This is a genomic window from Anaeromyxobacter sp. SG66 (genome assembly GCF_022690805.1).
In the GTDB taxonomy this organism is placed as follows: domain Bacteria; phylum Myxococcota; class Myxococcia; order Myxococcales; family Anaeromyxobacteraceae; genus Anaeromyxobacter; species Anaeromyxobacter soli.
This window is the reverse complement of the sequence record NZ_JALCZC010000109.1, coordinates 1-14,060: the sequence shown is the minus strand read 5'-3', so window position 1 is coordinate 14,060 and position 14,060 is coordinate 1. Positions and strand designations below refer to the sequence as shown.

General features: G+C 71.6%; 11 protein-coding genes and 1 pseudogene. 9 read left to right on the top strand and 3 right to left on the bottom strand.

All coding sequences use genetic code 11. From position 1 onward, the window contains the following. Nucleotides 1-681, bottom strand: a pseudogene (locus MNZ39_RS20195) (type VI secretion system protein); the annotation flags it as partial. Nucleotides 682-742: 61 nt separating this feature from the next. Here MNZ39_RS20195 and MNZ39_RS20190 point away from each other — a divergent pair. Then, the gene (locus MNZ39_RS20190; protein WP_242340886.1) at nt 743-1,108 is read left to right on the top strand and encodes a TIGR02266 family protein; all 366 of its coding nucleotides are present in this window, start codon (nt 743-745) and stop codon (nt 1,106-1,108) included. 46 nt (nt 1,109-1,154) lie between these two features. On the opposite strand, the gene MNZ39_RS20185 is transcribed toward MNZ39_RS20190, so the two are convergent. Both MNZ39_RS20185 and cglC read right to left on the bottom strand, forming a co-directional pair. After that, nucleotides 1,155-1,619 (bottom strand): DUF192 domain-containing protein, encoded by a 465-nt coding sequence (locus MNZ39_RS20185; RefSeq protein ID WP_242340885.1) that lies wholly within the window; start codon nt 1,617-1,619, stop codon nt 1,155-1,157. Next, the gene (cglC, locus tag MNZ39_RS20180) at nt 1,616-2,053 is read right to left on the bottom strand and encodes an adventurous gliding motility lipoprotein CglC (protein ID WP_242340884.1); all 438 of its coding nucleotides are present in this window, start codon (nt 2,051-2,053) and stop codon (nt 1,616-1,618) included. Before cglC ends, MNZ39_RS20185 begins: the two co-directional genes overlap by 4 nt. Before the next feature lie 227 nt (nt 2,054-2,280). Between cglC and MNZ39_RS20175 the strand changes: the two genes are divergently transcribed. The 8 genes from MNZ39_RS20175 to cglE all read left to right on the top strand — a co-directional run bounded on the left by MNZ39_RS20175 (nt 2,281) and on the right by cglE (nt 13,672). Further along, nucleotides 2,281-3,096: an outer membrane beta-barrel domain-containing protein gene (locus MNZ39_RS20175; protein WP_242340883.1), complete on the top strand. Its 816-nt coding sequence runs from the start codon at nt 2,281-2,283 to the stop codon at nt 3,094-3,096. Next, nucleotides 3,093-3,857 carry an outer membrane beta-barrel domain-containing protein gene (locus tag MNZ39_RS20170; protein WP_242340882.1) on the top strand — a complete coding sequence of 255 codons (765 nt, stop codon included), beginning with the start codon at nt 3,093-3,095 and terminating at the stop codon, nt 3,855-3,857. Before MNZ39_RS20175 ends, MNZ39_RS20170 begins: the two co-directional genes overlap by 4 nt. 8 nt (nt 3,858-3,865) lie before the next feature. Then, the gene (gene gltC, locus MNZ39_RS20165) at nt 3,866-5,815 is read left to right on the top strand and encodes an adventurous gliding motility protein GltC (RefSeq protein ID WP_242340881.1); all 1,950 of its coding nucleotides are present in this window, start codon (nt 3,866-3,868) and stop codon (nt 5,813-5,815) included. A 22-nt stretch (nt 5,816-5,837) separates the two neighbouring features. Further along, the gene (locus tag MNZ39_RS20160; RefSeq protein ID WP_242340880.1) at nt 5,838-9,359 is read left to right on the top strand and encodes a tetratricopeptide repeat protein; all 3,522 of its coding nucleotides are present in this window, start codon (nt 5,838-5,840) and stop codon (nt 9,357-9,359) included. After that, nucleotides 9,356-10,696, top strand: coding sequence for an adventurous gliding motility TPR repeat lipoprotein GltE (gltE, locus tag MNZ39_RS20155; protein WP_242340879.1), 1,341 nt, complete (start codon nt 9,356-9,358; stop codon nt 10,694-10,696). Before MNZ39_RS20160 ends, gltE begins: the two co-directional genes overlap by 4 nt. Before the next feature lie 71 nt (nt 10,697-10,767). Continuing rightward, on the top strand, nt 10,768-11,043 hold the full coding sequence (cglF, locus tag MNZ39_RS20150) for an adventurous gliding motility protein CglF (RefSeq protein WP_242340878.1): 276 nt from the start codon (nt 10,768-10,770) through the stop codon (nt 11,041-11,043). Nucleotides 11,044-11,049: 6 nt separating this feature from the next. After that, nucleotides 11,050-13,044, top strand: coding sequence for an adventurous gliding motility protein GltG (gene gltG, locus MNZ39_RS20145; RefSeq protein WP_242340877.1), 1,995 nt, complete (start codon nt 11,050-11,052; stop codon nt 13,042-13,044). Between the two features lie 10 nt (nt 13,045-13,054). Further along, nucleotides 13,055-13,672, top strand: coding sequence for an adventurous gliding motility protein CglE (cglE, locus tag MNZ39_RS20140; RefSeq protein ID WP_242340876.1), 618 nt, complete (start codon nt 13,055-13,057; stop codon nt 13,670-13,672). Nucleotides 13,673-14,060: the final 388 nt, after the last annotated feature.

Genomic DNA, 14,060 nt, shown 5'->3' with positions numbered 1-14,060 from the left:
CCCGCGGAGCCCGGCGCGGCGCGCGCGCAGGGCGGCCTCGGCGAGCGCGACGAGCGCCGCTCCCCAGGCGGCGGCCTCGCCGCGGAAGAGCAGGAGGCGCGCGTCGATGGGGAGCGCCTCGTCGTAGAGCGGCCCGGGCCAGGCGCCGAGGAGCGGATCGAAGAGGAACGCGGCCGGGCCGCGGTAGGCCGTCGCGAGCGTAAAGGCGAGGCTCGCGGCCAGCGCCGCCGCGTAGAGGACGCCCGCGAGGAGCGCTCGCCCTCGCGCGGCGACGGCGGCGAGCGTCGCGACCGCGGCCGCGAGGAGCGCGGAGGGGAGGGCGAGGAGCGGGAAGAAGGCGGCCGCCCGGGTGAGCGCGCTGCAGGGCCCGAGCGCCGCCCGCGCCACGCTCCCGGCGAAGAGGAGGGCGAGGAGCGCGGACAGCACGAGGACGGCGCCGCCGAACGCCGCCGCGGGGGAGGGAGCGGGGCGGTCCGTCTCGGCTCGCACGGCGGCGAGCGCGAGGAAGGGCGCGAGGGCCGCCGCGAGGAGGGCGCCCGCCTCTCCGAGCTCGTACCCCGGCGCGTCGAGGAGGGGCAGCGAGCCGCCCGCGAACCCCGCGGCGAGGAGAGCCACGCCGCCCGCGCGGACCGTGCGGCGGCGCGCGAGCGCGGCGGCGATGTGGAGGAACCGTGGCTCCACGGGAAGGCCTTTGCCGGCGCGCGCTGTCGGCCGCACCGGCTCCGGGATAACATGGCGCGGGATGACGGAGAACCGTGAGCACGCACGCGCGCCGATCGAGCTCAAGGTCGACTACAAGAAGCTGAACAGCTTCTTCGCCGACTACACGAAGAACATCTCGAAGGGCGGCACGTTCATCAAGACGCGCAAGGCGCTCCCGGTGGGCACCCGGTTCCTCTTCCGTCTCACCATCCCGGGGCGCCCGGCGACGTTCGAGCTCTCGGGTGAGGTCGTCCACGCCGCGACGGGCGGCGACGCCCCGGGGATGGGGATCCGGTTCGTCTGGGGGGATTCGCGCGACCGCGCCGAGTTCGAGGCGACCGTCGAGGGCCTCATGTCGGAGAGCCTCGGCCCGCAGCTCGCGCGGAGGCTCCTGCACAAGCCGTGAGCGTGGTCTCGGGGGTCGCCCCGTCCGCCGGGCGACGGCCCGTACCTCAGAACCTCGGCACGTTCTCGAACCGCACCCGGTCGCCTGCGCGGACGCCGCGCGCGGCGCACCAGCCGCCGTTCACCTCGAGCACGTAGCGGCTCGGCGCGCCCACCTCGCGGAGCGTGGTGGTCAGCGGCGCGGCGCGCTCGACGATCCCGACGATCCGCCCGTCGTCGCCGATGAAGAGCATGTCGAGCGGGATGAGCGTGTTCTTCATCCAGAAGCCGCGCGGCTCGCTCTCCTCGAAGAGGAAGAGCATGCCGGCGTCCGGATCGAGCCGCTCCCGCCACATGAGCCCCCGCGTGTGCTCCGCCTCGGTGCGGGCGAGCTCCACGCGCACCGGGTGGCGCGCCCCGGCGGCGGTCTCCACCACCACCCGGGCGGCGGCCGCGGGCGCATCGGTTCCCTTGGCGTTCACGCAGCTGAGGACGAGGAGCGCCGGGAGGGCGCGCACGAGGCGCGGCGTCACCGCGGCACGACACAGAACGACGAGAACGCGATGTCCCCGAGGTAGCGCTCGCGCACCGCGGGATCGAGCGTCCTCAGGAAGTTCTCGTCGGGCAGCAGGATGTCGCAGACGAGCCCGGTCTCGCTCGTGTAGCAGTCCTGGTTCGACACGCACGGCTTGGAACAGTAGCCGCAGTTCTCGCCGTTCGCCGCGTCGCACTTCCTGGCCCAGCGCGAGTCCGAGCTCGCGGGGGACACGATGCAGACGAGGTCGTCGCAGGCGGTGTTGCCGGACTGGAAGTAGTCCCCGATGGCGCTGGTGGGGGTCGGCGGAGGGAGCGAGCTATCGCTTCCCCACTGCAGCGTGCAGGGCTCGCCGACGTCCGGGTTCTGGCACGCGGCGAGCGCGATGATGGAGGCGAGCGCGACGGCGAGCTTGGAGGCGGGGGAGCGCATGGGTCGCGGAATCGTTAGCACGCGCTCCGCCCTCCGACAAGCAAGCGTCCAGGAGAGCGGTCGATAGCCGACAGTCACGTACAGCCGCGTACGCACGCGGTTTTCTGCCGGGCCGGTTCGTTGCCCCTCCACCGCCCTTTGGCTAGGATGCCCACCGGGCGCTGCCCATGCCACCTCATATGAGAACGCTCCTCGCAACCTGGCTAGCGGTCGTGCTCTCTCCTGCCTTGTCGTTCGCGCAGGAGGTGCCCGGCATCGATCTCACCCAGCCGCCTCCTCAGGAGGCGCCGGAGCAGCGGCCACCCTCCGACGCCGAGGAGCAGCCGCCGATGGACCTCTCCCAGCCGGGCGGTGCCCGGGCGGGCGAGCGTCCCGCGGCGGCGCCCGAGAAGGAGAAGAAGGACAAGCGGCCCCTCCTGCCCTTCACGGACGAGGACGTGGCGCTCGGCGATCGCGTGAAGGCGGTCCAGCGGAAGGGCTTCCTGAAGCGCGGCCGGCTCGAGCTCACGCCGATGTTCTCGGCGACCGTGAACGACGCCTTCTACCAGAAGTTCGGCGGAGGCCTGCGGCTCGCCTACAACCTGCAGGACAGCTTCGCGGTCGCGGTGCGCGGCACGTACTACGAGCGGCTGCGCACCGACAACGTCCGCGAGGGCAAGATCGCCTTCCAGAGCCAGCTGCTCACGTCCCAGCTCTACGGGCAGGCGATGCTCGACGGCATCTGGTCGCCGGTGTACGGCAAGGCCTCGGTCCTCGGCTCGGACATCCTCCACTTCGACGTGTTCCTCGCGGCGGGCTTCGGCCTCGTCTGGAGCGCGACGAGCCTCGAGCCTCGCAACGAGGGCCCGCACCTCGCGACGGACCTGGGCGGCGGCGTCCGCTTCTATCCGAAGGAATGGCTCGCCTTCGAGCTCGGGCTCATGGCGACGCTCTACCCGGACCAGCCCATCCTCTCGGTGCCGGGGACCGTCCAGAGCGTGTTCGTGGCCAACGTCGGCCTGTCGTTCTTCTTCCCCCCGCGCTTCGAGTACGTCTACCCATGACCGCGCGCCGCGCCAGAAGCAGCGTCCTCGCGCTCGCCGCGCTCGCCACGCTCGCCGTGGCCGCGCCCCGGGCCGCCCTCGCCCAGACGAAGGCCGACGCCTTCGCGGGGAAGATCCCTCCCGTCTCCGGCCAGCTCTACCGCAAGGCCGGCCGGGTCGAGCTCACCGCCACCGGCAACCTGTCGCTGAACGACGCCTTCTACTCGAAGTACTTCGGCGGCCTGAAGCTCGGGTACCACTTCACCGAGGCCTGGTCCCTCTCCGTGCAGGGCGCCCTCGGGGCCACCCGGCCGACGGGCTCCGCGGTCGTCTGCCCCAAGAACAGCGGCTGCGTCGACGCGAACGACGCCATGCTGCTGCAGGTCCCCGGCAAGCTGCGCCGGATCGTCGGCGCCGAGCTCGCCTGGGCGCCCGTGTACGGCAAGCTCAACGTGTTCGCGGAGAAGGTCGCGCACTTCGACCTGTCCATCCTCGCGGGCGCGGACCTCATCTCGCACGACGAGGTGCTCGGGCCGTCGGACGCCAGCGCGCTGGCGGCGAGCGGGAAGGACCCGGCGCTCGTCAGCACGGTCGGCGGCCACGTGGGGCTCGGGGCGCGCCTGTTCCTCAAGGAGTGGCTGGCCCTCCGCCTCGAGGTGAAGGACTACGTCTACGGCGTGGAGGTGCCCAACAACGGAGCGGGCAAGGACTGGCAGAACCAGATCTTCACCGAGCTCGGCCTCTCCTTCTTCTTCCCGTTCAGCAACCGCCCGCTCCCGTGAGCCCGACCATGACTGGCTCCACCCGCCATCGCCTGTCGTCGAGGGGCCGCCTGGCCGCCCTCCTCCTCGCGCTCCTCGGCGCTCCCGCCGCCCACGCGCAGCTCGGGATCGACCTCTCCGCGCCGAAGAAGGAGGAGGCGAAGCCCGCCAGGAAGAAGGCGCAGGCGAAGAAGAAGCCCGCCCAGAAGACCCAGAAGGCGCCGCCCGCGACGCAGAAGCGCGAGGCGGCGCCGCTCCCTGCGCCCGCGCCCGAGCCGGAGAAGCCGGTCGAGGCGCTCCCGGGCGAGCCGCCCGAGCAGGCTCCGCCCGCGGCGCGCGCCCCCGAGGCGCCGCCGCAGGAGCTCCCCGGCCTGAAGCTCGCGCCGGCGGATCCGAAGGCGACCGCCGTCGCGAAGGAGCGCCTCGCCGCCGCCAAGAAGCTCCTCGACGAGAAGGCGACGGAGACCGCCGCCCTGGCGTTCGACCAGATCCTCCGCGAGCCGAGCTTCGCCGAGGTGCACGACGAGGCGCGCTACCAGCGCGCGAAGGCGCTCGTGCGCATGGGGCTCAACCACTCGGCCCTGGCCGCGTTCGACGAGATCCTCGAGAAGGGCCCCAAGGGCTCGCGCTTCTACCACTCCGCCCTGGAGTGGGTGTTCCACGTCGGGCGCAAGCTCAAGAACGAGCAGCCGGTGCTGAACCGCGTCGCCAAGCACGCGCAGTGGGGCTTCCCGCCCGTCTACGAGGACCGCTTCCACTTCCTGCTCGCGAAGTACGAGTTCGAGCGCGGCCGGGCGCTCGCCGACGCCGGGCGCGCGGCCGACGCGAAGGCGGCGTGGGCCGAGGCGCGGCGGCTCGCGTCGCTCGTCCGCCGCGAGGCCGGCGCCAGGCCGCCGGTTCCGGCCGACGCGCCGTCCGCCGGGGAGGACTCGGGCGACGTATACGCGAAGGCGCGCTTCGTCGACGGGCTCGTGCTGTTCGCGCAGGGCGACGATCCGGCCTCGGTGGAGGCGTTCAAGGAGGTCATCCGCCTCACGAACCCGAAGCGCGGCCGCCACCCGGACCCCGAGCTTCGCGAGCTCGCCTTCCTGCAGCTCGCGCGCATCCACTACCAGAACCGGCAGAACCGCTACGCCATCTGGTACTACGGCAAGATGCCCTGGGGCGGGCAGCGCTGGCTCGAGGGGCTGTGGGAGGCGTCCTACGCCCACTACCGCATCGGCGACTACGAGAAGACCCTCGGCAACCTGCTGACGCTCCAGTCCCCGTACTTCCAGGACGAGTACTTCCCCGAGTCCTACGTGCTCGAGGCGATCGTCTACTACGAGAACTGCCGCTACCCGGAGGCCCGCCGGGTGCTGGAGTCGTTCTCGCGCCTGTACGAGCCCGTGTACCAGGAGCTCGCGAGCATCACCGGCCGGCCGCAGACGCCGGAGGCGTACTTCGAGGTGATCGAGCGGTCCCCGCACGGTCAGGGCGGCGCGATCATGCGCCGGATCCTGAAGGTCGCCTACACCGACCAGAACATCCGCCGCCTCGCGGAGTCGATCGGGGAGATCGACGACGAGATGGACCACGGCATCGGCGGCCGGCGCCCGGAGCTCCGCGAGTCGGCGCTCGCGAAGGATCTCCTCGAGAAGCTGCGCGCCGACAAGGCGGCGCTCGTCCAGGAGGCCGGTGCGCGCGCCCGGGGCAAGCTCGAGTACGAGCGCGACTCACTCCGGACCTTGCTCGCCCAGGCACTGCGGATCCAGATCGAGGTGTCGCGCAAGGAGCGGGAGGCCCTCGAGGGCGCGCTCGCGCGGGGGAGCCAGGTGGAGGTGTTGCGCGACCTCAAGTATTCGACCGCCGTCTCGGACGAGCACCTCTACTGGCCCTACGAGGGCGAGTTCTGGCGCGACGAGCTCGGCACGTACTCGTACACGCTCACGAAGGGCTGCAAGGACCGCCTGCCGCGGTCTCGCGCAGCGGCCCGGTAGTCCCCGGAGAGGAGCCTCGAGGATGCATCGTGCTCTCGTCGCCGGCGTCGCCCTGGCGCTCGGCGTTTCCACGGCAGGTGCAGATCCCAAGGCCCCGCCCCATGAGGCGGACCTCGGCCAGAAGCGCTCGGTCACGCCGGACGCGGCGCTCGGCGGCACGCTCGAGGCGGCGCGCCCGGGGGCCAAGGAGGCCGGCGGCCCGGCGCTCGCATTCGAGTCCTTCCGCAAGGTGATCGAGGTCCAGGTCTCGGACAAGCGGCGCGAGGAGATCACCTCCCTCCGCAAGCTCATCGACCTCGGCGGCGGCTCGCAGGTCGAGACGCCGCAGTGGTACTTCCGGCTCGCCGAGCTCCTGTGGGAGGAGTCGCAGTACTTCTTCTTCCAGGCGAACCGGCGCGACGACCAGCTCATCGCGCTCGGCAAGGGCAACCCGGCCGAGGCCGCGCGGCTCCAGGCGGAGAAGACCGACCTCGAGGGCCAGTCCCGCAAGCTCCAGGCCCAGGCGGTCGCGCTCTACAAGGCGATCATCGCGAAGTACCCGAAGTACCCGCGCCTCGACGAGGTGCTCTACTTCCTCGCCGAGAACCTCTCGCAGCACGACCGCTTCGACCCCGACGCGCTCAAGGCCTACCGCGCGCTCATCGAGCGCTACCCGAACTCGCGCTACGTCCCGGACGCCTGGATGGCGTTCGGCGAGTACTACTTCGAGAAGGCGAACAAGGCCGACCGGAACGGCAACCTGAAGCGGGCGCTCGAGGCCTACAAGAAGGCGTCCGAGTACCAGGAGAGCTCGGTCTACGCCTACGCGCTCTACAAGCAGGGCTGGGTGCACTACAACCTCGGCGAGTACGACCAGTCGCTCGAGCTCTTCCGCGCGGTCATCTACTTCGGGGAGCTGCCGACGAGCACCGTCCCCGCCGACAAGAAGCTCGCGCTCGTGAAGGAGGCGCGGAAGGACTACGTCCGCACCTACAGCCACGTCGGCTCGCCCGAGGCCGCGGCCGAGGAGTTCCGGCGCGTCGGCGGCGAGAAGGGCTGGTGGGACATGCTCCGGTCCCTCGCCGACCTGTACTACGGCGACGGCAAGGATCGGGACGCCATCCTGGTCTACGCGCGGCTCATCCGCGAGAAGCCGCTCTCGCCGGAGGCGCCGTTCTACCAGTCGCGCGTCGTGACCTCCGCCGGACGCATGGGCCGCAAGGAGGCCGCGGTCCAGCAGGCGCACGTGTTCGTGAAGATGCTGCGGGACATCGAGGCGTCGCCCGCCGCGAAGGACGAGAAGGGCAAGAAGGTGCTCGCCGACGCGCGCCGCGACGCCGAGCAGACCCTGCGCATCCTCGCGGTGCAGTACCACAACGAGTGGAAGAAGACGCGCGACGAGCCGGTCGCCGGCTTCGCCGCGTCGGTGTACCGCGACTACCTCGACGTCTTCCCGGACGAGCCCACCGCGTACGAGATGCGCTTCTTCCACGCGGAGCTCCGCTACGCGCTCGCCGACTTCGAGGGGGCGGGCGCCGAGTACGAGCGGGTGGCCCTGCAGGACGTGAAGGCGGTGGAGGCGAAGCCGCCCGCGAAGCCCGGCAAGTTCTTCAAGGACGCGCTCGAGAACGCGGTGTTCGCGTGGGACCTCGTCGCGAAGAAGCTCGACGAGACCGAGAAGCGCGTCCCCACCGATCCGAAGAAGCGCCTCCCCCTCGCCCCGCCGCGCCAGAAGCTCCTCACGGCCTGCGAGCGCTACCTCAAGTACCAGCCGAAGGCCGAGAAGTGGGTCGAGGTCGCCTACAAGGCCGCCAACATCCACTACCGGCACAACGCGTTCGCCGAGGCGACCGACCTCTTCACGCGCATCGCGCTCGACCACCCCGAGCACGAGCTCGCCGGCTACTCCACGAACCTCGTGCTCGACGCCTACAACCTGCTCGGCGACTGGCGGAACGTGAACGGCTGGGCGAAGCGGTTCTACGCCAACGCCGCGCTCCTCAAGGCGCACCCGGCGCTGAAGGACGACCTCGCGCGGGTCATCGAGCAGAGCGCCTTCAAGATCATCGAGGAGCGGGAGAAGGCGCGCGACTACGAGTCCGCGGCCGAGGAGTACATCGCGTTCTCGCGCGACTGGCCGCAGTCGCGCCTCGCGCCGACGGCGCTCTACAACGCCTCGGTCGACTACGGCCGCGCCCACCGGCTCGACAAGTCGATGGAGGTCCGCGAGCAGTTCCTGCAGCGCTACCCGGGGCACGAGCTCGCGCCGAAGTCGCTCTACGACAACGCCGAGGCGTACGAGGCGATCGCCGACTTCTCGAAGGCCGCCGACCTCTACGAGCGCTACTTCCGCGAGTGGAAGCGCGCGGCGGGCGAGCCGCGGGGCGCGCCCCGCCACGCGAAGGCCGCGAAGGGCGCCAAGGCCCCCGAGGCGCCGGCGCAGCCCGTGGCCGCCTACGAGGAGAAGAAGGCGAACGACGCCATCATCAACGCGGCCGTGTTCCGCGCCGGCCTCAGGGAGTGGGCGCGCGCGGAGGCGGCGAGCGAGGCCTACCTCGAGACCTGGCCGAAGGGCGCCGACGCGCCGCGCATCTTCCTCTCCCTCGCCGACCTGTACGGCCGCCGCGGCCAGCCCTCGAAGGAGCTGAAGCAGCTCGAGGAGTACCGCCAGCGCTACGCGCGGGATCCGGACGAGTGGCTCGCCGTCACCCAGCGCATCGCCAAGCTCTACGAGAAGGCGGGCAGCGCGCGGCTCGCGCGCGACACCTACACCGAGGCACTCCACTACTGGAAGCGGAACCAGGGCCGGGTGAAGGACCGCGGCCTGCCGGTGGCCGCGCAGGCGATGTACCTCGAGCTCGAGCCCGAGTTCGTGGAGTACGACCGGATCACCCTGAACGTCGCGCCGAAGCAGCTCAAGGCGCAGCTGCAGGTGAAGGGTCGCAAGCTGAAGCAGCTCGAGGGCTCCTACGGGCAGGTGGTGAAGCTCAAGCAGGCGGATCCGGCCATCTGCGCGCTCTACAAGATCGGCCTCGGCTACAAGCGCTTCGCGCAGACGCTCTTCGACGCGCCCATCCCCCGCGAGATCCGCGGGCAGAAGGCGCTGGTGGAGGAGTACAAGGCGCAGCTCGCGCAGGTCGCGGAGCCGCTCGAGCAGAAGGCGATCGAGGGGCTCGAGCTCGCGATGAACGCCTCGCGTGACTACGGCGTGGTGAACGACTGCGCGAAGCAGGCGACCTCCATCCTCATGAAGTACAAGCCCGACGAGTACGGGCCGTCCCCCGAGGTGCTTCCGCGCGTGGCGCAGCCCGAGACGCGCGACGCGCCGAGCGGCTACGGCATCCTCGCGCAGATCCAGCCGGTCGCCCCCGCGTCCAAGGCGCCGCCGGCTCGCCACGCCGAGCCGTCCCTGCCGCCCCTCCGCGTGACGCCGGCCACGCAGCGCGGCGAGGCGCGCGCCCCGTCCGCCGCCGACTCGCAGCGGCGCGTCGTGAGCGAGGATCCGCTGCCGTCGCGGAAGGAACGCAAGAAGGCCGACGAGGAAGACGAGGACCTGCTGCCGTGACCACGACCCGACGAGTCCTCCCCGCGATCCTGCTCGCCGGCGCGATCGGCTGCGCCGGCTCCCGCCCGCGGCCCACGGACGCGCACCAGGGCGGAGGCCGGGCGTCCACCTCCACGACGTCCGCCGCGCCCGCGGCCGGGGGCGACACCGGCGGTGCGCGCTCCGAGCGGCTCTTCGCGGAGGCGCTGAAGGCCCAGGAGGATCAGCGCAAGCTGGGCGTCCCCACCGACTGGGCGCACCTCGAGCGCAAGTGGCGCGCCGTGCTCGACGAGCAGGAGATCCCCGAGGCCCGCTACAACCTCGGCGTGGCGCTCGAGGGGCAGGGTGACGCGTCCGGCGCGCGGGCGGCCTACGAGCGCGCGCTCGCCGCGAAGCCCTCGCTGCGGCAGGCGGCGGTGAACCTGGGCGTGCTGCTCGAGAAGCAGGGCGACGCGCCGGGGGCCCTCGCCGTCTACGCGCGCGTCGTCCACGACTTCCCGGAGGACGCGATCGCCCGCGCCCGGCTCGCGGCGCTCTACCGCGCCTCGGGGCAGCTCGACGAGGCGTGGCGGCTCGCGCGCGAGGCGCTGCTCCGCGACTCCTCCTCGGTCGGCGCGAACAAGGTGCTCGCGCGCGTGGCGCTGCAGCGGAACGAGCTCGAACTCGCGAACCTCATCTCGCTCCGCGCCCAGAAGCTCGACCCGAAGGATCCCGAGCTCCCCTGGGTGAGCGGGCAGGTGCTCGCCCGCCAGGGTGACGACGCCGGGGCCGCGGCGCAGTACCGCAAGGCCCTCACCCTGTCGGCGGACTACCTCCCGGCGCGGTACGCCCTGCTCGAGGCCGCCACGCGGAAGCAGGCCTGGGCCGCGGTCGCAGAGCACGCGGCGGCCATCCTCCGGGTGGAGCCGAAGAACGCCCCCGTCCACCTGGCCCTCGGGGTCGCGAGACGCCACCTCGGGAAGCCCGACGAGGCGCTCGCGTCCTACGCCGAGGCGGAGAAGCTTGCTGGGGAGACGCTGCCCGAGGTGCACCTCGCGCGCGGGGTGCTCTACATGCGGGTGAAGAACGAGTGCCAGCCGGCGATCGACGCGTTCCGCGCGTACGCGCGCGCCGCCGGTCCCGTCGCCGCCACCGACTCCGCCGCTCCCCGGCTCGAGCGCGAGTGCATGCAGATCCTGGAGGAGAACCGGCGGGCGACCGAGGCGGCGAAGCAGATGCAGCTCGACGCCGAGCGCAAGGCCGCCGAGGAGGCGGCGAAGAAGGCGGGCCAGGGCGCGGCGAAGCCGGCCGGCGCGCAGGCTCCGGCTCCCGAGGGTGCGGGCGCGGCGACCACATCCACACAGGTCCCCGCACGCTGAAGCGAGGAGGCGGGCGCTTCTTGCTCGCTCTGCCACGGTGGTAAGCTTTCGAGAGGAAAGAGGTCCCGAAGATGCGTAACCTTCTCGCCGTCGCAGCGATTGCCCTCCCGCTCGCCACCCTCGCGCAGTCGCGCGAGCCGGCTCAGGCGCAGCGTTCCGGGCAGGAGCCGAAGGTCGAGTACGAGAAGAAGACCGTCATCAACTTCGAGGACGACACGATCGAGGGCGACCTGAAGCGTCCCGACGGCGAGTACGTCGAGGCGCGCCGCAAGGTCGATCACTCGAACCTCATCAAGATCCGCGAAAACTGGCGCGACAAGGTGATGCAGGCGTCCGGCGACCTCTAGGAACCCATGGCCACCCCCATCACCCTCACGGTCTTCCGCGGCGACGAGCTCGTACGAAGCGAGCAGTTCAACCGCGAGATCATCAAGATCGGGCGTCTCGCCTCGGCGCACCTCTGCCTCGAGGACGACAAGATCTCCCGCATCCACTCGGTCATCGAGGTCGCGCCCGACGGCGCCATCTCGATCATCGACATGGGCAGCGCGGAGGGCACGTTCGTCAACGGCAAGAAGGTGAGCCGCGGCGCCCTGCGCGTGGGCGACCAGATCACGCTCGGCGGCCTGCGCATCGTGCTCGAGTCGCCCGACGCCCGCGCGGCGCTGTCGGAGACCGCCGCGACGCCGAACCACGCCGTGGCCGCGCCCGCGGTCGCCGCCGCGGCCCCGGCCCGCGCGAACGGCACGCACGCGAACGGCTCCACGAACGGCAAGGCCGTCCACGCGGCCGAGGCGCCCACGCCGCCGGCGGCCGAGCCCGCCGCGGCGGCGGCTCCTCCCGAGCCTGCACCCCAGAGCGCCGCTCCTGCCCCCGCTCCGGCCCGCCCCGTGGCGGAGCCGGCCGCGAAGGCCGCGCGGACCGCCGCCCCGCGCACGCGCCGCGCCGCCGCGGCCGAGGTCGAGGACCTCTCCCACGAGACCGACCTCGGCGTCGAGCTCCGCGTCCTGTGGGGCGACACGCTCCTCGAGGCGGGCACGTTCGTGCAGCCGAAGGCGCCGGTGCTGCTCGGCGAGAGCCCGAAGTGCGACGTCCGGCTCGAGGGGCTCCCGGTCGACGACTTCCCGGTCCTGCGCTTCGAGGACGGCGAGTACCGCTTCACCTTCCGGCGCGGCATGACGGGCGTCCTGGAAGAGCGGGCCGGCACCCAGACGTTCGGCGAGCTGGTGCGCGCCAAGAAGGCCGCCCAGGACGAGAAGGTCGAGGGCGCCTACTGGATCCCGGTCCCTCGCGCGGGCGCGGTGCGCGCCGAGATCGGCGCGCAGCTCGCGGTCGAGGCGCGGCCGAAGCGGCCGGAGCCGGTGAAGGGCGCGCCCTTCTGGGAGCGCATCAACTACCAGTTCCTGAACCTCTTCCTCGTCCTGTTCTTCGTCCAGGCCGGGTTCATGGTCGCGGCGAACAACTTCCCCTACGACACCGACGTCGTGGCGGACGACCTGTTCAAGAACCCCTCGCGGATGGCGAAGTTCATCATCAAGGCCCCCGAGCCTCAGAAGAAGCTCGACGCGCCCAAGGGCGAGAAGAAGGGCGATCCGGGCGAGATGGCCGAGAAGCACAAGGGCGAGGAGGGTCAGATGGGCAAGAAGGACGCCCCGAAGACCAACGCCCGCTCGGCCCCGAAGGCCATCGACCCGAACGCCAAGGAGATCGTGAAGAGCACCGGCCTGCTCGGCGTGCTCGGGCGGGGCGGCTCGGCGGGCCTCTCGACGGTGTTCGGCTCGGGCGGCCTCGGCGGCGATCTGAAGGGCGCCGTCGGCAACATGTTCGGCCCGGTCGTCGGCGACAGCTACGGGCTCGGCGGGCTCGGCATCCGCGGCTCGGGCAAGGGCGGCGGTGGCTCCGGTGAGACCATCGGCATCGGCGCGGTCGGCACGAAGGGGCGTGGCGGCGGGTACGCCGGCTACGGCACGGGCGTCGGCGGCCTCGGCAAGAAGGGCGATCGCGACGTGAACGTCGCGACGGGCAACGCGGTGGTGATGGGCTCCATCGACAAGGAGCTCATCCGCAAGGTCATCCAGGAGCACTCCGCGCAGATCCGCTACTGCTACGAGCAGCAGCTCGCGATCAACCCCAAGCTGCAGGGCAAGGTCTCCATCAAGTGGATCATCAATGGCGACGGGTCCGCGGCGAGCCCGCAGGTGGACGGGGGCGCGACGACGCTCGAGGACGCCAAGGTCCACGAGTGCATGATGTCCCGCATCACGAGCTGGCAGTTCCCGAAGCCCAAGGGTGGCGGGATCGCAGTGATCACCTACCCGTGGATCCTCCGCTCGTCGGGCGGGGAATAGGAAGACGGCCTTGAAGCGACTCGTCCTCGCCGTGGTGCTCGCGGCACCTCTGCTCGCCCTCGCGCAGGAATCCGCCCCCGCGCTGCAGGAGGACCCGCGCGCGGCGCGGTTCCGCGACGTGGAGCGCGGCTTCTTCATCGGGTTCGAGGTGGGTTACCTCGGCCTCCTCGACACGCCCACCTCGGACCGCGCCAAGTTCCCTTACGCGGGCGAGGGCGGCGGGCGGGCCGGGGGCCTGCTCGTCGGCGCGAACGTCGGCGTGGACCTCGGCAAGCGGATCTCCGTCTCGCTCTACGGGCAGGGGGGGAACGAGCGCGCGAACGACAATTACGGCGCGTTCAGCCTCTACAACGGGGGCCTGGACCTGCGCGTGGCGGTGCTCGGCGCGAAGGACCGGAACGACTTCGAGCGGTTCTACGTGTACCTGCACGGCCGCGGGGGCTACGCCCGCAGCTATCCCGAGGGGCTCTTCGGCAGCGACGACCTGGTGGTCGCCGGAGGACCGGGGATCGAGTACTTCACGCGCCTCCGCCACTTCTCCGTGGGGCTCGCGGGGGACTACGTGTACGCCACCACCGCGAAGGCGAGCGGGTTCGCGGTCTACCCGACCGTCCGCTATACGTTCTAGCGAGCGACCCGCTCCTCGAGAGGTCACGCGGCGCCGGAGACGGCGCCGTTTTTTTTTCGAGTGCGGGATGGATCTGCGGAAAGACCCGTGTTACATGCTCGCCCGCCGCGACGAGATGCAGCGCGCGGCGCGGTTCGAGGCGGAGTAGCTCCTCCTCGAACCCCCGGCGGGACGCGAGGGTGGCGGTAAGGCGGCGTCCCGGCGATGAGGCGAAGCGGCGCGAAGAAAGGCAGTTGACGCGCCCCGGAGCCGATGGTAGATACGCCGCCCTCGCTGACGGAACGGATTGTCCTCGAGACACCGCGCAAGTCAGGCCCGAGCCGGAGACGGATCGGGAGGGTTCGTTCGGTCTTTGAAAACTGAATAGCAAGCCTACGACGGAATGCGG

Bases quoted from the DNA above. Each gene is read 5' to 3' on its own strand.
- gltG (WP_242340877.1), top strand. From the start codon at position 11,050: ATGGCCACCCCCATCACCCTCACGGTCTTCCGCGGCGACGAGCTCGTA.
- cglF (WP_242340878.1), top strand. From the start codon at position 10,768: ATGCGTAACCTTCTCGCCGTCGCAGCGATTGCCCTCCCGCTCGCCACC.
- cglC (WP_242340884.1), bottom strand. From the start codon at position 2,053: ATGCGCTCCCCCGCCTCCAAGCTCGCCGTCGCGCTCGCCTCCATCATC.
- MNZ39_RS20160 (WP_242340880.1), top strand. From the start codon at position 5,838: ATGCATCGTGCTCTCGTCGCCGGCGTCGCCCTGGCGCTCGGCGTTTCC.
- MNZ39_RS20190 (WP_242340886.1), top strand. From the start codon at position 743: ATGACGGAGAACCGTGAGCACGCACGCGCGCCGATCGAGCTCAAGGTC.
- MNZ39_RS20170 (WP_242340882.1), top strand. From the start codon at position 3,093: ATGACCGCGCGCCGCGCCAGAAGCAGCGTCCTCGCGCTCGCCGCGCTC.
- gltC (WP_242340881.1), top strand. From the start codon at position 3,866: ATGACTGGCTCCACCCGCCATCGCCTGTCGTCGAGGGGCCGCCTGGCC.